This is a genomic window from Streptomyces sp. NBC_00273, assembly GCF_036178145.1.
In the GTDB taxonomy this organism is placed as follows: domain Bacteria; phylum Actinomycetota; class Actinomycetes; order Streptomycetales; family Streptomycetaceae; genus Streptomyces.
Window position 1 is genome coordinate 7,128,749 of record NZ_CP108067.1, and the last position, 18,519, is coordinate 7,147,267.

An 18,519-nucleotide genomic window follows, 5' to 3' on the forward strand; every position below is an offset into this window, starting at 1 on the left:
CCCGTTCCCCGCCGCTCAGGGCGTGGGTTCGGTCGCAAGCGACCGGAAGGAGTGTGTCGCGCCCGGAAGTTGACGCGTTGCGGTGCCTACCAGCCGCGCTCGCGCCATTCGGCCAGGTGGGGACGCTCGGCGCCGAGGGTGGTGTCGTTGCCGTGGCCCGGGTAGACCCAGGTCTCGTCCGGCAGCTGCTCGAAGATCTTGTGCTGCACGTCGTCGATCAGGCTGGCGAAGGCCTTCGGGTCGTCGTGGGTGTTCCCGACGCCGCCCGGGAAGAGGCAGTCGCCGGTGAACACGTGCGGGTGGCCGTGCGGGTCGTCGTAGACCAGCGCGATCGAGCCGGGGGTGTGTCCGACCAGGTGGCGGGCGGTCAGGGAGACCCGCCCGACGGTGATGGTGTCCCCGTCGGCGACGAGCACGTCGGTCGCCACGGGGATGCCCTCGGCGTCGTAGGCGCCCGCGTAGGTGCGCGCGCCGGTCGCCTCGACGACCTCCGCGAGGGCGCCCCAGTGGTCGCCGTGCTGGTGGGTGGTGACCACGGACGTGATGCCGTCGTCGCCGATCAGGCTGAGCAGGGCTTCCGGCTCGGCGGCGGCGTCGATGAGCAGCTGCTCGTCGGTGGCGCGGCAGCGCAGCAGGTAGGCGTTGTTGTGCATCGGGCCCACCGCGACCTTGGAAATCATCAGGTCCGCGAGTTCGTGCACGTCGGCGGGACCGCCGACCTTGACCTCTCCGGTGTACGTCATGTCTTGATCCTAGAGCGGGGGGAGCGTGGGGAGGGGGCCGCCGGAGGTGGTCAGGGAGGCGCCCTTGTCGCCGCGGCCGGCCAGCCAGGCCAGCAGTCCCGCGGCGGTGCCGGAGACGGTCACGGCGGGGTCCCCGGCGGACCCGGTGCGCCGGCGCCGGCCGTCGGTCGCGACGAGGGCCACCGGCGGCACCTCGGGGCGGCCGGACCAGCGGTCGGCGAGGAAGTCGATCTCGCGCTCGGTGAACTCGTCCGGGAGGTCGGAGAGCTCGTAGCCGATGTTCAGGTCGACGTGGTGCAGATCGACCTCGACCCAGCGCCGGAAGGGCACGTTGGCGGCGAGGTCCGTGACGCCGTTGCGCAGCTCGACCGTGCGCGACCAGTCCTGGTCGGGCTCGGTGGTGGCCATGAAGCGGGCCGCGGAATCACGGAGGTCCGTCAGGTGTTCTTCGAGGGTGCGGCCGGCGTCGCGCTCGATGTCGGCGTCGCGGGCGGTGGCGCTCTCGTACATCGGGCGTCCCTCGAAGACGTTGACGAGCGCGTCCGCGTTGCGTGCGAGGTGGGCCAGGATGTGGCCGCGGGTCCAGCCCGGGAGGTGTGACTCCTCGGCGAGGGCTGCGTTGTCCAGTTTCGCGACAGCGGTCAGCAGCCGGTCCGTGGCTTCACGTACAGATCGCAGGTCGTGCACATGATCAGTCATGACGGCGAGCCTAGTGGCTCACCGGGCGCGGCCACACGATTGGGTGAAGCGGTCTGCGGAGTGCCGTAAATCGAATGTGCGTGCTATACGCTCGGAAGTCCAAGGACCCAGTCCATCGCAGAGGCGCCCCCCATACCCTGGGACGGGGGCCCGTGCCCCCGCTCTCTCAAGAAAGGTGCGGACCGGCGTGACCGACCGTCTCATCGTTCGTGGCGCTCGCGAGCACAACCTGAAGAACGTCTCGCTCGACCTGCCCCGCGACTCACTCATCGTCTTCACCGGACTCTCCGGGTCGGGCAAGTCGTCCCTGGCCTTCGACACGATCTTCGCCGAGGGCCAGCGCCGCTACGTCGAGTCGCTCTCGTCGTACGCCCGCCAGTTCCTCGGGCAGATGGACAAGCCCGACGTCGACTTCATCGAGGGCCTCTCCCCGGCCGTCTCGATCGACCAGAAGTCGACCTCGCGCAACCCGCGCTCGACCGTGGGCACCATCACCGAGGTCTACGACTACCTCCGCCTCCTCTTCGCCCGCATCGGCAAGCCGCACTGCCCCGAGTGCCGCCGTCCCATCTCGCGCCAGTCGCCGCAGGCGATCGTCGACAAGGTCCTCGCGCTCCCCGAGGGCAGCCGCTTCCAGGTGCTCTCGCCGCTGGTGCGCGAGCGCAAGGGCGAGTTCGTCGACCTCTTCTCCGACCTACAGACCAAGGGCTACAGCCGGGCGCGCGTGGACGGGGAGACCATCCAGCTCTCCGAGCCGCCCACGCTGAAGAAGCAGGAGAAGCACACCATCGAGGTGGTCATCGACCGCCTCACCGTCAAGGAGAGCGCCAAGCGCCGGCTCACCGACTCCGTGGAGACCGCCCTCGGCCTCTCCGGCGGCATGGTGATCCTGGACTTCGTCGACCTCGCCGAGGACGACCCCGAGCGTGAGCGGATGTACTCCGAGCACCTCTACTGCCCCTACGACGACCTGTCCTTCGAGGAGCTGGAGCCGCGCTCCTTCTCCTTCAACTCGCCCTTCGGCGCCTGTCCCGAGTGCACGGGTATCGGTACGCGCATGGAGGTGGACCCGGAGCTCATCGTTCCGGACGAGGACAAGTCCCTGGACGAGGGCGCGGTCTCGCCGTGGTCGCTCGGCCACACCAAGGACTACTTCCAGCGGCTGATCGGCGCGCTCGCCGGGGAACTGGGCTTCCGCACCGACATCGCGTGGGCCGGGCTGCCCGCCCGCGCGAAGAAGGCCCTGCTGTACGGGCACAAGACGCAGATCGAGGTCCGCTACCGCAACCGGTACGGACGCGAGCGGGCGTACACGACGGCCTTCGAGGGCGCCGTGCCGTTCGTCAAGCGGCGGCACGCGGAGTCGGAGAGCGACGCCAGTCGCGAGCGCTTCGAGGGCTACATGCGCGAGGTGCCCTGCCCGACCTGTGAGGGCACCCGCCTCAAGCCGATCGTGCTCGCCGTGACGGTGATGGAGAAGTCCATCGCCGAGGTCGCCGCGATGTCGATCAGCGAGTGCGCGGACTTCCTGGGGCGGATGCGCCTCGACGCCCGCGACAAGAAGATCGCCGAGCGGGTCCTCAAGGAGGTCAACGAGCGGCTCCGCTTCCTCGTGGACGTCGGTCTCGACTACCTCTCGCTCAACCGGGCCGCCGGCACGCTGTCGGGCGGCGAGGCGCAGCGCATCCGGCTCGCCACCCAGATCGGCTCCGGTCTGGTCGGCGTGCTCTACGTGCTGGACGAGCCCTCCATCGGTCTGCACCAGCGGGACAACCACCGGCTGATCGAGACCCTGGTGCGGCTGCGGGACATGGGCAACACGCTCATCGTGGTCGAGCACGACGAGGACACCATCAAGGTGGCCGACTGGGTCGTGGACATCGGTCCGGGCGCGGGCGAGCACGGCGGCAAGGTGGTGCACAGCGGTTCGCTCAAGGAGCTGCTGAAGAACACCGAGTCGATGACCGGGCAGTACCTGTCGGGCAAGAAGTCCATCGAGATCCCGGACGTGCGCCGGCCCGTGAACGGGGAGCGCAAGCTGACCGTCCACGGCGCCAAGGAGAACAACCTGCGGGACATCGACGTGTCCTTCCCGCTGGGTGTGCTGACGGCCGTGACCGGTGTCTCGGGTTCGGGCAAGTCGACGCTGGTCAACGACATCCTCTACACGCACCTGGCGCGCGAGCTGAACGGCGCCCGCTCGGTGCCGGGACGGCACACGCGGGTCGACGGTGACGACCTCGTCGACAAGGTCGTGCACGTCGACCAGTCGCCGATCGGCCGCACCCCGCGGTCCAACCCGGCCACCTACACGGGTGTCTTCGACCACGTCCGCAAGCTGTTCGCGGAGACCATGGAGGCGAAGGTGCGCGGCTATCTGCCGGGCCGCTTCTCCTTCAACGTGAAGGGCGGCCGGTGCGAGAACTGCTCCGGCGACGGCACGATCAAGATCGAGATGAACTTCCTGCCGGACGTCTACGTCCCGTGCGAGGTCTGCCACGGCGACCGGTACAACCGGGAGACGCTGGAGGTCCACTACAAGGGCAAGTCCATCGCGGAAGTCCTGAACATGCCGATCGAGGAAGCGCTGGGCTTCTTCGAGGCGGTGCCGACGATCGCGCGTCACCTCAAGACGCTCAACGAGGTCGGCCTGGGCTACGTCCGCCTCGGCCAGTCGGCGCCGACCCTGTCGGGCGGCGAGGCGCAGCGCGTGAAGCTGGCCTCCGAGCTCCAGAAGCGGTCGACGGGCCGGACGGTCTACGTGCTGGACGAGCCGACCACGGGTCTGCACTTCGAGGACATCTCGAAGCTGATCAAGGTGCTGTCGGGGCTGGTGGACAAGGGGAACTCGGTGATCGTCATCGAGCACAACCTGGACGTCATCAAGACCGCGGACTGGGTCATCGACATGGGCCCGGAGGGCGGCTACGGCGGCGGTCTGGTGGTGGCCGAAGGTACGCCGGAGGCGGTGGCCTCGGTGGGCGCCAGCCACACGGGCAAGTTCCTGCGGGACATCCTGGGCGCGGACCGGGTGTCGGACGGGGCGCCCGTGGCGCGGCCGGTGGCCAAGAAGGCTCCGGCGAAGAAGGCCCCGGCGAAGAAGGCGGCGGCCACCAAGGCCGTCGCCGCGAAGAAGGCGGCCCCGGCCAAGAAGACGACGGCCCGGGCGCGCAAGGCGTAACCGCCGAGCCGCGTTCACGCCCCACGGGAGGGTCCGGCCCATGGCCGGGCCCTCTTGCGTCGGCTCCGCTCAGGCTCCGCTCAGGAGGCGACGCCCACCGCGCGGCCGGTCCAGGCCGGATCCGTCAGGGCGGCCAGGAGGGCGTCCGCGACGTCCGCGCGCGGGATGACACGGCCGCCGCGCACGTTGGCGCCGATCGCGCGGCGGTAGGTGCCGGTGTGTGGCTTGTCCTGCAGCATCGGCGGCCGGACGACCGTCCACCGGGTACCGCTCGCGGCCATCGCCGCCTCCATGTCCGCGAGGTCCGCATAGAGGTCGCGCAGCAGTCGGCGCAACAGCGGGTAGACCACGACGCGGGTGAAGATCCCCTCGCCCTCCGGCAGCGGGCCGACGGGCGCGGCGCTCACCGCCGACAGCGGCCGTACCCCCGCCCGGTCCATGGCCGAGGCGATCGCGCCCAGGGCCGGGCCCGCGAGGGGATTCGCCCTGGCCTGCTTGTTGTTGGTCGCGCCCAGCGCGGAGACCACCGCGTCCTGCCCGCCGACCACGGCCAGCACTGCATCCGGGTCGGTCACGTCGGCCACCGTGACCACCCGCAGCCGCTCGTGCGCGGGAACCGGCAGCCGCGCCGGGTCCCGGACCACCGCGGTCACCTCGTGCCCTGCGTCGAGCGCCTGCCGGACGACCTCGCGGCCGACGCCGCCCGTGGCTCCGAACACCGTGATCTTCATCGTCGTACCCCCGCACCGAGAGGTGGGTGAGTGTTTACTCACCCCTGCTTCCGCTAGGGTGAGTGAATGCTCACCTCGAAGTCAAGCCGTCCCACCCCCGAGCGGCTGCTCGATGCCGCCGAGAAGCTGATGCGCACCAGCGGCCTGGCCAACGCCACCACCAAGGCCATCGCCCGCGAGGCCGGCTGCTCGGAGGCCGCCCTCTACAAGTACTTCGCGAACAAGGAGGAGCTGTTCGTCCGCGTGCTGCTGGAGCGCACCCCCAACGCGGGCCCGCTCATGGCCGCCCTACAGGCCGGTCCGGGGGAGCGGGGAGTCGAGGGCGGGGCCGGGGACGAGGGCGAGGAGGGGGTCGAAGAGGGGCTCGTCGCCATCGCTCGGCACGCCTCGCTCTTCTACGCCGACGCCATGCCCATGGCCGCCTCGCTCTTCGCCGAGCCCGCCCTGCTCACCCGCCACCGCGAGGGCGTCCAGGAGATCGGGGCCGGACCGCACCTGGTCCTCGACGCGCTGGCCGGCCGGCTGCGGCGCGAGCTCGACGCCGGCCGGCTGCGGCCCGACGCCGATCCGCGGGCCGCAGCGGCCCTGCTGCTCGGCGCCTGCTTCCAGCGGGCCTTCTTCCTGCACTTCTCCGGGGCCCACGTGGTCCAGCCGGTCGAGGAGTTCGCTCCGGCCGTGGCCCGCACCGTCTGGGCGGCTATTCGCTGAGCTCCGCCGCGTACGGGGGCTCCGCGCCCGCCCGCGTGCAGGTCAGGGCCGCCGCATGGGCGGCGTGGGCCAGGACCTCCGGCCAGTCCACCGGGCCGCCCGGCCGGGCGGCGAGCCGGTTCAGCAGGGCGGCGTTGACGGTGTCGCCCGCACCGATCGTGTCCACCACCGCCACCGGGTGGGCCACCGCCGAGTACTCCCCGCCCTCCCGCGTCCACGCCGTCATGCCCGCCGCGCCCCGGGTCAGCACCACCGCCGACGGCCCGGCCGCCAGCCAGTCCCCGACCCGACCGCCCAGCCAGGCCGCGTCCTCCTCCGACAGCTTGAGGACGCCCGTGTGCGGTAGCAGCCGCTCCAGGAAGCGCGCGCGGTACGCCGCCGGGTCCGCGATCAGCGCCGGCCGGATGTTCGGGTCCAGCAGGGTCAGCACCCCGCGCCGCGACTCCCGGCGCAGCAAGGCCTCGTACGCGCTCGCGCCCGGTTCCAGGACCAGCGAGCAGGTGCCGAGCGCGAGGGCCCGTACCCGGTCCGGGAGGGCGGGCGGCAGCGCGAAGAGCCGGTCCGCCGTGCCCTCGACGTAGAAGCCGTACGAGGCCGAGCCGTCCGGGGCCAGCGAGGGCACGGCGAGCGTGGTCGGCTCCGGTCCGCGCTGGACCAGCGACAGGTCCACCCCGGCGGCCCGCAGCCCGGCCAGCAGGCCCTCCCCGAAGCCGTCCGAGGAGACCCGGGAACAGAAGGCCACCTCGGCGCCGAGCCGCCCGAGCGCGAGCGCGGTGTTGTACGGTCCGCCGCCCGGCCGGGGCAGCAGCGCCCCGGGCGGCTGCGCCACGGGCACCAGGTCGATGAGGGCTTCTCCGCCGACGACGATCACGCGGGGGAAGCTACCTCATCGGACGGAGGTATCGTCGGGTGGGCCGGTGCCCCGGCCGGGTTCCGGCCCGCGCCCCGCCCCGCACCCCTTCCCCCGCGCCCGCACCTCAGGAGAACCGCATGCCCGCGCCGCAGTCGCCCGCCCGCCGTACCGTCCTCAAGGGCGCCGCCGCGCTCGCCGGGGCCGCGGGCGCCGGAGCGACCCTCGCGGCCTGCTCCACCGAAACCAACAGCGGCGGTCACACCCCCGCCACGCCCACCGCGCCGGTGGACCTGGGCGCCGCGGCCGATGTCCCCGTGGGCGGCGCGAAGCTGTACCGGGAGGACAAGCTGATCGTCAGCTGCCCGGCGGAGGGCCAGTACAAGGCCTTCAGTGCCCAGTGCACGCACGCCGGCTGCGTCCTGGACAAGATCGTCGAGGGCGAGGGGAACTGCCCCTGCCACGGCAGCCGTTTCGACGTGAACACGGGCAAGGTCCTGCGCGGCCCGGCCGGCGCCCCGTTGCCCGCCGTCCCGGTCCGGGCCGAGAACGGCAAGCTCGTCGCGGGCTGACCCGCGCCCGCGACCGGACCCGCGACTGGACCGCGACCGAACCCGCGACCGCACCCGGACGTCAGTCCCAGTCCCAGGCGATCCCGAGGATCCCGCGCCGCACGGACTGCTCCACCAGGTGGACCGCCCGGTGCCGGCCGCTGGGCGTCAGGTCCGCGAGGCCGGTCCGCGGGGCCTGGGGCCCGCCCCGGGCGAAGCGTCGGCAGCGCACCGGCAGGGCCGCCTCGTCGAAGCTGACCTGGAGCATGTACTGGCCGCCGGCGTAGCTGAACCCGCGCACGTACTCGCCGCTGCGGGCTCCGGTGCCGTCCTCGATCCCGTAGCCGAAGACGTGGGTGTCCCCGCGCCGCAGCCGCGCGTCGAAGAGCAGCTCGGCGACCACCACCCCGGACTCGGGGTGGCAGCGCACCCGGCCCGTGCGGCAGTTCTCGTACGCCGTCACGCGCATCCGGGACACGTCGCAGCCGGGGTCGCCGTGGTGGACGGCCAGGTAGCGGTCGACGCCGTCGCGGTGCGCCCGGACGATCTGCTGCGACTCGCGGACCCGTAGCTCGCCCGCCGGTCCGATGCGGACCCGCTCGTGGTGGCCGACCGAGTGCAGCCCGCCGTCCGGCGGGAGGTCCATCCCGTCCAGCAGCTGTTCCACCGTCCCGCCCAAGCTGAACAGGGCCCGGTACGAGCGGGTGGGCGGGCGCGCGGGCCCGGGCCCGGGATCCTGGGCGGCCAGCAGGCGCAGGAGGGCGCCGTCGGGCAGTTCCAGGATCCGCTCCAGGGCGCTGACCGCCCGCAGCGACTCCGGGTGACGCGGCCGCCGGGCGCCCTGCTGCCAGTAACTGAGGCTGGTGACACCGACCTTGATGCCCTGGGTCGCGAGCCGGTGCTGCACCCGGTGCAGGGGCAGACCGCGCGCGGCGAGGGCGGTGCGCAGGGCGAGGTGGAAGGGGCCGCCGCGCAGCAACTGGCCGAGTTCCGTCGTGTCCTCGGTCGGTCGCACGGCGACTCCTTCGTGAACGTTCACACGGGCCGGCGCGGGGGATCGCGGCGGCGGCTCCGGGGGACCAGGTGACACGGCAGTAACCGTTCACACCGCAGCCCCACCGTTCACACAGCAATGTCACCGCGTATTGAAGCGTGTTGACCTGATCGCGACAACTCCCTGATGCTCCTGAACAGCGTCCGGACGCGCTCCTCCACCCCCCACACCCCACACCGGGAGGAACGCGATGCGCAACCGAAACCGGCGGCATTCCCCAGCCGCCTGCTTCACCGCCGTGCTCACCGCTCTGCTGTTCGCCCTGCCCCTCGGCGCCGGCACCGCCGCCGCTGCCGAGGTCGGCACCGATTCCGCCCTCGCCGCCAAGCGCCTGAACATCACCATGCAGGCCCAGACGAAGACCAACTGGTGCTGGGCCGCCGGCGGCAACACCATCGCCACCTGGTTCGGCCGGAACTACAGCCAGAACCAGTTCTGCAACGCCGCCTTGGGCCGCCAGCAAGGCAGCGAATGCCCCAACAACCAGGCCACCCTGGGCAACGTCCAGACCGGACTGCGCTGGGCCGGCATCAACCCCGGCTCGTACGTCAACGGCTGGCTCCAGTACTCCACCGTCCAGACCGAGATCAACGCCGACCGGCCGATCGAGACCCGCATCCAGTGGTCGAACGGGGGCGGCCACATGCACGTCGTCTACGGCTACGACGCCGCGAGCAACTGGGTCTACTGGGGCGACCCCTGGCCCTCCAGCGACCGCTACAACTGGGCCTCGCACGCCTGGTACGTGAACAACAGCACCTTCTCCTGGACCCACTCCCTCTACCGGATCGGGGCGTGACCGCCATGACCCTGCGCGCCGCCACCGCCGCTGCAGCCGCGGTCCTCGCCACCACCGCCCTCCTCGGCCTCGCCCCGCAGGCCACCGCGGCTCCCGGGGGCCCGGTGCCGCAGCCACATGCCGCCACCGCCGAGAACAAGGCCGCCGCCGCGCAGGCGGCCACCGCCCCCGACACCCTGGCCACCCTCTCCCGCTTCTTCGCCCGGGACGGCAAGGTCTCCCGCACGGCCGCGCAGCCCCGGATCGAGGGCGAGGCGATACCGGTCAACCACCTCTCCCCGGAGTTCGTCGCGGGCAGAGCGGGCGCACCCGTCGCCCGCCTGGAGTTCCTCGCCAGCAAGGCCGTCTCCTCCGACGGGCAGCAGGCCGCGCTGTGGACCGCGCGGACGGAGGTCGGCTGGCAGGTCGTGAACATCGCCACCGGCGACGACGAGTTCCGCTACGCGCAGCTGGGCGCGGCGAAACTCCCCGGGGGGACGGTGTTCCGGGAGCCGCAGATCGACGCCTGGTACGTGGCCGGGGGCAGCCGGGTGCTGCCGCTGGACGAGGACGCCGTGCGCGCCGTGGGTGCGGGGGGCACGACGCTCGGCGCCTACCGGGCGCGGGTCGCCAAGGCGTACGGGGACAAGCTCCCCGGCTCCCCGTACGCGGAGGGCGGCATGGCGGGTGGCTACGCCGAAGCGTCGGCCTCGGCCTCGGCCGGGGACGGCGTGGCGTCGGTCGCCGGCAGCACGGGGGCGCTCGCGCTGGGCGGGGCCGGTGTGCTGCTCGCCCTGCGGCGGCGCCGGGGCGTAGCCGCGGGGTAGCCCCCGCACCCGCAGGGTCCGGCTACGGCCGGAGGCCGGGCCCTGCGGGCGGCTCTCCCCGCCCCGCCCTTTCGCCGTTTCCCGGGGCTCCGCCCCGGACCCCGCGCCTCAAACGCCGGCGGGGCTGGATTGCCCGGGCCCGCGCCTCAAACGCCGGCGGGGCTGAGAGAGCGGAGCCCGGATGGCCCGCGGGGGCGCCGTCCGGATCCGCAGGCCGCGTCGGAGGCGTACGGTCGGTTGTCGGTGCGCGCCAGTAGGGTGGTTGGCATGGCCGACCCTTCCAGTTACCGCCCCGAGCCGGGACAGATTCCGGACTCCCCCGGGGTCTACAAGTTCCGCGACGAGCACCGCCGGGTGATCTACGTCGGGAAGGCCAAGAGCCTGCGCCAACGCCTGGCCAGCTACTTCCAGGACATCGCCGGCCTGCACCCCCGTACCGCCACCATGGTCACCACGGCCGCCTCCGTCGAGTGGACCGTGGTGTCCACCGAGGTCGAGGCGCTCCAGCTGGAGTACTCGTGGATCAAGGAGTTCGACCCCCGGTTCAACGTCAAGTACCGGGACGACAAGAGCTACCCCTCCCTCGCCGTCACCCTCAATGAGGCGTACCCGCGGGTCCAGGTCATGCGCGGACCCAAGAAGAAGGGCGTGCGCTACTTCGGCCCGTACGGGCACGCCTGGGCGATCCGCGAGACCGTCGACCTGATGCTCCGGGTGTTCCCGGTGCGGACCTGCTCGGCGGGCGTGTTCAAGCGTTCCGCCCAGATCGGCCGCCCCTGCCTGCTCGGCTACATCGGCAAGTGCTCCGCCCCCTGCGTCGGCAAGGTCACCCCCGAGGAGCACCGCGAACTGGCCGAGGACTTCTGCGACTTCATGGCCGGCCGCACCGGCACCTACCTCTCCCGGCTGGAGAAGGAGATGCACGCGGCGGCCGAGGAGATGGAGTACGAGAAGGCCGCCCGGCTGCGCGACGACATCGGGGCGCTGCGCCGGGCGATGGAGAAGAACGCCGTGGTGCTCGCCGACGCCACCGACGCCGACCTGATCGCCGTGGCCGAGGACGAGCTCGAAGCCGCGGTGCAGATCTTCCACGTCCGCGGCGGTCGGGTCCGCGGCCAGCGCGGCTGGGTCACCGACAAGGTCGAGGCCGTCGACACGGCCGGGCTCGTCGAGCACGCCCTCCAGCAGCTGTACGGCGAGGAGAAGGGCGAGGCCGTGCCCAAGGAGGTGCTGGTGCCGGCCCTCCCCGAGGACACGCCGACAGTGAACCAGTGGCTGGCCGAGCGCCGGGGGTCCCAGGTCAGCCTGCGGATACCGCAGCGCGGCGACAAGAAGGCCCTGATGGAGACCGTCCACCGCAACGCGCTGCAGTCCCTCGCCCTGCACAAGACCAAGCGCGCCAGCGACCTCACCACCCGCTCCCGGGCCCTGGAGGAGATCGCCGAGGCGCTGGACCTCGACAGCGCCCCGCTGCGCATCGAGTGCTTCGACATCTCCCACCTGCAAGGTGACGACGTCGTCGCGTCGATGGTCGTCTTCGAGGACGGGCTGGCCCGCAAGAGCGAGTACCGGCGCTTCCAGATCAAGTCCTTCGAGGGGCAGGACGACGTCCGCTCCATGCACGAGGTGGTCTCCCGGCGCTTCCGCCGCTACCTCCAGGAGAAGCTCAAGACGGGCGAGTGGGCCCCCGAGGACGACGGCGATGCCGGACCGGTGCCCGAGGACGACGGGCGGCCCAAGCGGTTCGCGTACCCGCCCCAGCTCGTCGTGGTCGACGGCGGGCAGCCGCAGGTCGCCGCCGCCAAGCGGGCCCTGGAGGAGCTCGGCATCGACGACGTCGCCGTGTGCGGTCTCGCCAAGCGGCTGGAGGAGGTCTGGCTGCCCGGCGAGGACGACCCGATCGTGCTGCCGCGCACCAGCGAGGGCCTCTACCTGCTCCAGCGGGTACGTGACGAAGCCCACCGGTTCGCCATCCAGTACCAGCGCAGCAAGCGCGGCAAGCGCCTGAAATCCGGCCCGCTGGACGAGGTGCCCGGCCTCGGCGAGAGCCGCAAGCAGGCCCTGGTCAAGCACTTCGGTTCGGTGAAGAAGCTGAAACAGGCGACAATCGACCAGATCTGCGAGGTCCCGGGCATAGGTCGGAAGACGGCCGAGACCGTGGCCGCGGCCCTCGCCCAGGCGGTTCCCGCTGGTCCTGCCGTCAATACGGCCACAGGAGAGATCATTGAGGATGAGACCCCCGCGCCCGCGGGAGCATCGTCCGAACGGGGGACCGAGCAATGACCGAGCACGAGACCGCGCACGACCGAGACGGAGCACAGGTGAGTACGGGCACGACAGTGGAGCCCGGCGAGACCGCCGAGGCGGCCATCCCCGAGCTGGTGATCATCTCCGGCATGTCCGGGGCCGGCCGCAGTACGGCGGCGAAGTGTCTGGAGGACCTCGGCTGGTTCGTCGTCGACAACCTCCCGCCGGCCCTGATCCCGACCATGGTCGAGCTCGGCGCCCGCTCCCAGGGCAACGTGGCGCGCATCGCCGTCGTCGTCGACGTCCGAGGTCGCCAGTTCTTCGACGCCCTGCGCGAGTCCCTCGCCGACCTCGACAGCAAGGGCGTCACCCGCCGCATCGTCTTCCTGGAGTCCTCTGACGACGCGCTGGTCCGCCGCTTCGAGTCGGTCCGCCGCCCGCACCCGCTCCAGGGCGACGGGCGCATCACCGACGGCATCGCCGCCGAGCGCGACCTGCTGCGCGAGCTGCGCGGCGACGCCGACCTGGTGATCGACACCTCCAGCCTGAACGTGCACGAGCTGCGCGCGAAGATGGACGCCCAGTTCGCCGGGGACGAGGAGCCCGAGCTGCGGGCCACCGTCATGTCCTTCGGCTACAAGTACGGCCTCCCCGTCGACGCCGACCTGGTCGTCGACTGCCGCTTCATCCCCAACCCGCACTGGGTTCCGGAGCTGCGCCCCTTCACCGGGCTCAACGAGGAGGTGTCGGGGTACGTCTTCAGCCAGCCCGGCGCCAAGGAGTTCCTCGACCGCTACACCGAGCTGCTCCAGCTCATCGCCACCGGCTACCGCCGCGAGGGCAAGCGCTACGTGACCATCGCGGTCGGCTGCACGGGCGGCAAGCACCGCAGCGTGGCCATGTCCGAGAAGCTCGCCGCCCGCCTCGCCTCCGAGGGAGTCGAGACCGTCGTAGTCCACCGGGACATGGGGCGCGAGTGACTGCTCGGACCCCGCGGCTGAGCCGCCTGCGCCGCCTCACCCCGGGCCGGGGCGAGGACGGCGCGGGCCGCTCCGGCCGCTCCGGCCGCCGGCGCGGCGCCACGCCCAAGGTGGTGGCGCTCGGCGGCGGCCAGGGCCTGTCGGCCTCCCTCGCCGCACTGCGCCGGATCACCGGTGACCTCACCGCCGTGGTCACCGTGGCCGACGACGGCGGTTCCAGCGGCCGGCTCAGGGAGGAGCTCGGCGTGCTCCCGCCCGGCGACCTGCGCAAGGCGCTGGCCGCGCTCTGCGGTGACGACGACTGGGGCCAGACCTGGGCCCGGGTCATCCAGCACCGCTTCCAGTCCGAGGGCGATCTCCACGGGCACGCCGTCGGCAACCTGCTGATCGTCGCCCTGTGGGAACAGCTCGGCGACCCCGTCCAGGCCCTCGACCTGGTCGGCAAGCTGCTCGGGGCCCACGGCCGCGTCCTGCCGATGTCGGCGGTGCCGCTGGAGCTGCAGGCCCTGGTCCGAGGGCACGACCCGGCCCGCCCCGAGGACGTGGACACCGTCCGCGGGCAGGCCACGGTGGCGCTGACCCCGGGCGAGGTGCTCTCCGTACAGGTGGTGCCGAGCGATCCGCCGGCCGTGCCGGAGGCCGTGGCCGCGGTCCTGGACGCCGACTGGGTGGTGCTCGGTCCGGGGTCCTGGTTCTCGTCGGTCATTCCGCACCTGCTGGTGCCGGAACTGCTGGACGCGCTGATGGAGACGAAGGCCCGGCGGGTCCTCTCGCTGAACCTCGCGCCGCAGCCCGGCGAAACAGAGGGCTTCTCTCCGCAGCGTCATTTGGAGGTTTTGGCCCGACACGCCCCTAAACTCGCCCTGGACGTGGTGCTGGCCGACGAGGCCGCCGTGCCCGACCGCGAGTCCCTCGCCGATGCCGCGAAACGGTTCGGTGCCGCGGTCGAGCTGGCGCCCGTGGCCAGGCAGGACGGTTCTCCGAAGCACGACCCGGAGCTGCTGGCCGCCGCGTACGACCGTATTTTTCGGATGCATGGAAGGATCGGCCCATGGCGATGACGCCTGCGGTGAAGGATGAGATCTCCCGCCTGCCCGTCACCCGGACCTGCTGCAGGAAGGCGGAGGTCTCGGCGATCCTTCGGTTCGCGGGCGGGCTGCACCTGGTGAGCGGCCGCATCGTCATCGAGGCGGAGCTGGACACGGGGATCGCCGCCAGACGCCTGCGCAAGGACATCCTGGAGATCTTCGGCCATTCCTCGGACCTCGTGGTGATGGCCCCCGGCGGGCTGCGCCGCGGCAGCCGCTACGTGGTCCGCGTCGTGGCCGGCGGTGACCAGCTGGCGCGCCAGACGGGCCTCGTGGACGGCCGCGGACGCCCCATCCGGGGGCTTCCCCCGCAGGTGGTCTCCGGGGCGACCTGCGACGCGGAGGCGGCCTGGCGCGGCGCCTTCCTGGCCCACGGCTCGCTCACCGAGCCGGGTCGGTCCTCCTCCCTGGAGGTCACCTGCCCCGGCCCGGAGGCCGCCCTGGCCCTGGTGGGTGCCGCCCGCAGGCTGTCCATCGCGGCCAAGGCGCGCGAGGTGCGCGGAGTGGACCGGGTCGTGGTCCGCGACGGCGACGCGATCGGGGCGCTGCTGACCCGGCTCGGCGCGCACGAGTCGGTCCTGGCCTGGGAGGAGCGGCGGATGCGGCGCGAGGTGCGCGCCACCGCCAACCGCCTGGCCAACTTCGACGACGCCAACCTGCGCCGCTCGGCGCGGGCCGCGGTGGCCGCCGGAGCCCGCGTGCAGCGCGCGCTGGAGATCCTCGGCGAGGAGGTCCCCGAGCACCTGGCCGCGGCCGGCCGGCTGCGCATGGAGCACAAGCAGGCCTCCCTGGAGGAGCTGGGCGCGCTCGCCGACCCGCCGCTGACCAAGGACGCGGTCGCCGGCCGGATCCGACGCCTGCTGGCGATGGCCGACAAGCGGGCCCAGGACCTCGGTATCCCGGGCACCGAGTCGAACCTCGACCTCAGCGAAGAGATGGCCGACAACATGGCCGGTTAGTCCGTCCCGTACGGCTGAAGGGGCTCGCACGATCACTCGTGCGGGCCCCTTTGCCGCACGCCCCATTGACATGAGCATGGGCCGGTCTTGAGTCTGGCGTCCGAACGCTTTCGTGGCAGACGACGCCCAGGGGGGCACATGAGTCACCGCGCGAGATCGATCCTCGCCGCAAGCGCACTCGTCTTCGGAACCACACTCGCCGTGCTACCCGCCGCGGCCCAGGCCCAGCCGGGACCCGGCGCCGCATCCGGCGCCGACGAGGTACGCGTCTACGACGCCGACATCACCCGGGAGCAGGTCCCGCTGGTCCTCGCCGCGGGGCAGGACGCGCACGAGCTCACCGAACGGGCCCCGGAGACCGGCACCGCCCGCGTCGAGCTCTTCCTCAGCGGCGGCCAGGCCGAGGAACTCGCGGCCCAGGGCGTCAAGCTGGCCGAGCGCAAGGTCCCCGCCCAGGGCCTGGCCCGTGCCAAGGCCGCCGGGGACGGGGTGTTCCGTCCGTACAGCGGCAAGGGCGGTCTCCAGGAGGAGATCCTGCGGACCGCGCAGGAGAACCCGGGGCTCACCAAGGTCGTCTCCATCGGCAAGACCGTCCAGGGCAAGGACATCCTCGCCCTGAAGGTCAGCAAGAACGCCAAGAAGACCAAGGACGGTGACAAGCCGTCGGTCCTCTACATGTCCAACCAGCACGCCCGTGAGTGGATCACCCCCGAGATGACCCGGCGGCTGATGCACCACACGCTCGACAACTACGGCAAGGACCCGCGGATCACCAAGCTGGTGGACTCCAGCGAGCTGTGGTTCCTGCTCTCCGCCAACCCGGACGGGTACGACTACACGCACGCGGCCGACGGCCAGCGGCTGTGGCGCAAGAACCTGCGCGACAACAACGGTGACGGGAAGACCGGCCCCGGCGACGGGGTCGACCTCAACCGGAACTTCGCCTTCAAGTGGGGCTACGACAACGAGGGCTCCTCGCCGACCCAGGCGAACGAGACCTACCGGGGCCCGAGCGCCTCCTCCGAGCCCGAGACCGTCGCCCTCGACCGCTTCGAGAAGCGCATCGGCTTCGAGTACGCCGTCAACTACCACTCCGCCGCCGAACTGATCCTCTACGGCGTGGGCTGGCAGGTCGCCACCCCCACCCCCGACGACGTCGCCTACAAGGCGCTCGCCGGCACCCCGGAGAACCCCGCCGTCCCGGGCTACTACCCGCAGGTCTCCTCCGAGCTCTACACCACCAACGGCGAGGCCGACGGCCACGCCTCCAACGTCAACGGCACCATGATGTTCACGCCGGAGATGACCACCTGCCAGACCGCCTCGGCGAGCGACCCGAACGACCAGTGGCAGCCCGAGGACTGCGCCTCCGGCTTCAACTTCCCGGACGACGAGAAGCTCATCCAGGCGGAGTTCGCCAAGAACGTCCCCTTCGCCCTCTCCGTCGGCGAGAGCGCCGCGCACCCGGACCGCCCGTCCTCCTCGGTCGGCCTGAGCGCCGCGGACTTCACCGTGGACGCCTTCGCCACGTCCTACGCCGCCCGCGGCGAGGACCAGACGGTCTCCGTCACGGCCCGCAAGGCGCTGAAGGACAAGGAACTCAACTTCCGGATCAACGGCGGCCGCACGCACGACGAGGACCTGCGGCCCTGGAAGGGCGGCGAGGTCTACGGCGGCGACGACAACAACTGGTTCGACGAGTACCGCGCCGAGGTCGACGGCGCGAAGCCCGGTGACAAGGTCGAGGTCTGGTTCACCGGCCGCGACCGCTCCGGCAAGCAGGTCTCCAGCGAGCACTTCACGTACACGGTGGCCGAGCGGCCGCGCGCGGACGTCCTGGTGATCGCGGAAGAGGGGGCCAAGGCCCAGCACGCCCAGACCTACGTCGACGCCCTGCGCGCCAACGGCAAATCCGCGGCGGTCTGGGACGTCGCCGTCCAGGGCGCCCCGCACCACCTCGGCGTCCTCTCCCACTTCGGTACGGCCGTCCACTACACGGGGGCCAAGACCCCCGGCGGCGACACCCAATTGGCGGTGCGCGACTTCCTGAACGAGGGCGGCAAGCTGATCGAGGCCGGCGAGCTGGCGGGTGGCAACGCCCAGGTCGGCCGCGCCGTGACCAACGACTTCAGCCAGTACTGGCTCGGTGCGTACAGCCGGACGAGCACCGCCGGAGCCACCGGCTTCGCCGGCGCCGGCGCCCTGAACGGCGCCCGGGGCAACGTCGGGGACGCCGCGGGCAACCCGCTGAACGCCCCCGGCGGGTACACCGTGACCTCCGAGACGCTGGCGCCCGCACAGTTCCCGCAGTTCAAGAGCGCCCAGGCGGGAGCCTTCACCGGGGTCGTGAACCCGTACGCCCCCTACGCCGGCACCGGCATGGCCGCGGCCCTGCACGCCGACGACGACTGGAAGCGCCTCGTCCGCACGATCGACCTCACCGGGGTCACCGCGGCCGACCAGCCGCAGCTGAAGCTGGCGCTCAACTGGAACGTCGAGGAGGGCTACGACCACGCCGCGCTGGAGGCCCGGACCGCCGGCGGCGACGACTGGACCACCCTGCCGGACGCGGGCGGCCTGAGCAGCTCCGCCGTCCCCGAGGAATGCGCGGCCGGGTTCTTCGTCAACGGACACCCGTTCCTGCGCCACTACCTCACGCTCGGCGCCGCCGGCTGCACCCCGCAGGGCACCAGCGGCACGTGGAACAGCTTCACCGGCTCCTCCGGCGGCTGGAAGCAGGTCTCCTTCGATCTGAGCGCCTACGCCGGCAAGAGCGTTGAGCTCTCGCTCTCCTACATCACCGACCCGGGCTCGGGCGGCCGCGGCGTCTTCGCGGACGAGGCCCGCCTCTCCGTCAAGGGCGCGGACCAGCCCGTAGAGGGATTCGAGACGTCCCTCGGAGCCTGGACGGCACAGACCGCACCGGCCGGAAGTCCCGAGGTTCCCGGCGAATGGGCCCGGTCCGGGGAACTGTTCAAGTCCTACGCTGCGGTCACCACGCGTGACACGGTGTTGCTGGGCTTCGGCCTGGAGCACATGCCCACCGCGGCGGACCGTGCCCTACTCATCGGTAAGGCGCTGCGCACACTGCACCGCTGATCGGAGCCCCGGTCGTCACTCACC

The 18,519-nt window shown here is 72.1% G+C and carries 15 protein-coding genes; 10 read left to right on the forward strand and 5 right to left on the reverse strand.

All coding sequences use genetic code 11. From position 1 onward, the window contains the following. Positions 1-86: 86 nt before the first annotated feature. Entirely contained in the window at positions 87-743 is a 657-nt protein-coding gene (locus OG386_RS31790; protein ID WP_328790957.1) for an MBL fold metallo-hydrolase, read from the reverse strand. Positions 744-752: 9 nt separating this feature from the next. Further along, positions 753-1,442 carry a maleylpyruvate isomerase family mycothiol-dependent enzyme gene (locus tag OG386_RS31795; protein WP_328790958.1) on the reverse strand — a complete coding sequence of 230 codons (690 nt, stop codon included), beginning with the start codon at positions 1,440-1,442 and terminating at the stop codon, positions 753-755. A 187-nt stretch (positions 1,443-1,629) separates the two neighbouring features. Between OG386_RS31795 and uvrA the strand changes: the two genes are divergently transcribed. After that, entirely contained in the window at positions 1,630-4,623 is a 2,994-nt protein-coding gene (gene uvrA, locus OG386_RS31800; protein ID WP_328790959.1) for an excinuclease ABC subunit UvrA, read from the forward strand. A gap of 80 nt (positions 4,624-4,703) precedes the next feature. Here the strand turns inward: uvrA and OG386_RS31805 are convergent, their stop codons facing one another. Beyond that, positions 4,704-5,354 (reverse strand): NAD(P)-dependent oxidoreductase, encoded by a 651-nt coding sequence (locus tag OG386_RS31805; RefSeq protein WP_328790960.1) that lies wholly within the window; start codon positions 5,352-5,354, stop codon positions 4,704-4,706. 66 nt (positions 5,355-5,420) lie between these two features. Between OG386_RS31805 and OG386_RS31810 the strand changes: the two genes are divergently transcribed. Next, positions 5,421-6,062 carry a TetR/AcrR family transcriptional regulator gene (locus OG386_RS31810; RefSeq protein WP_328790961.1) on the forward strand — a complete coding sequence of 214 codons (642 nt, stop codon included), beginning with the start codon at positions 5,421-5,423 and terminating at the stop codon, positions 6,060-6,062. On the opposite strand, the gene OG386_RS31815 is transcribed toward OG386_RS31810, so the two are convergent. Beyond that, positions 6,052-6,933 carry a carbohydrate kinase family protein gene (locus OG386_RS31815; protein WP_328790962.1) on the reverse strand — a complete coding sequence of 294 codons (882 nt, stop codon included), beginning with the start codon at positions 6,931-6,933 and terminating at the stop codon, positions 6,052-6,054. The genes OG386_RS31810 and OG386_RS31815 overlap by 11 nt on opposite strands. 119 nt (positions 6,934-7,052) lie before the next feature. Here OG386_RS31815 and OG386_RS31820 point away from each other — a divergent pair, with 119 nt between their 5' ends. Continuing rightward, positions 7,053-7,484, forward strand: coding sequence for a Rieske (2Fe-2S) protein (locus tag OG386_RS31820; RefSeq protein WP_328790963.1), 432 nt, complete (start codon positions 7,053-7,055; stop codon positions 7,482-7,484). Positions 7,485-7,545: 61 nt separating this feature from the next. Here OG386_RS31820 and OG386_RS31825 read toward each other — a convergent pair whose 3' ends face one another. Beyond that, positions 7,546-8,478, reverse strand: coding sequence for a hypothetical protein (locus tag OG386_RS31825; RefSeq protein WP_328790964.1), 933 nt, complete (start codon positions 8,476-8,478; stop codon positions 7,546-7,548). Between the two features lie 229 nt (positions 8,479-8,707). Here OG386_RS31825 and OG386_RS31830 point away from each other — a divergent pair, with 229 nt between their 5' ends. From OG386_RS31830 to OG386_RS31860, 7 genes are all read left to right on the forward strand, one after another. Continuing rightward, positions 8,708-9,316 (forward strand): papain-like cysteine protease family protein, encoded by a 609-nt coding sequence (locus tag OG386_RS31830; protein WP_328790965.1) that lies wholly within the window; start codon positions 8,708-8,710, stop codon positions 9,314-9,316. A gap of 5 nt (positions 9,317-9,321) precedes the next feature. Further along, positions 9,322-10,122 (forward strand): hypothetical protein, encoded by an 801-nt coding sequence (locus OG386_RS31835; RefSeq protein WP_328793437.1) that lies wholly within the window; start codon positions 9,322-9,324, stop codon positions 10,120-10,122. Positions 10,123-10,389: 267 nt separating this feature from the next. Further along, positions 10,390-12,405: an excinuclease ABC subunit UvrC gene (gene uvrC / locus OG386_RS31840; RefSeq protein ID WP_328790966.1), complete on the forward strand. Its 2,016-nt coding sequence runs from the start codon at positions 10,390-10,392 to the stop codon at positions 12,403-12,405. Then, positions 12,402-13,349 carry an RNase adapter RapZ gene (rapZ, locus tag OG386_RS31845; RefSeq protein ID WP_030009073.1) on the forward strand — a complete coding sequence of 316 codons (948 nt, stop codon included), beginning with the start codon at positions 12,402-12,404 and terminating at the stop codon, positions 13,347-13,349. Before uvrC ends, rapZ begins: the two co-directional genes overlap by 4 nt. Further along, positions 13,346-14,410, forward strand: coding sequence for a gluconeogenesis factor YvcK family protein (locus OG386_RS31850; protein WP_327386084.1), 1,065 nt, complete (start codon positions 13,346-13,348; stop codon positions 14,408-14,410). The genes rapZ and OG386_RS31850 overlap by 4 nt, the downstream gene beginning before the upstream one ends. After that, positions 14,401-15,396 carry a DNA-binding protein WhiA gene (whiA, locus tag OG386_RS31855; RefSeq protein ID WP_030009075.1) on the forward strand — a complete coding sequence of 332 codons (996 nt, stop codon included), beginning with the start codon at positions 14,401-14,403 and terminating at the stop codon, positions 15,394-15,396. The genes OG386_RS31850 and whiA overlap by 10 nt, the downstream gene beginning before the upstream one ends. Before the next feature lie 138 nt (positions 15,397-15,534). Continuing rightward, positions 15,535-18,495 (forward strand): M14 family metallopeptidase, encoded by a 2,961-nt coding sequence (locus tag OG386_RS31860; RefSeq protein ID WP_328790967.1) that lies wholly within the window; start codon positions 15,535-15,537, stop codon positions 18,493-18,495. Positions 18,496-18,519: the final 24 nt, after the last annotated feature.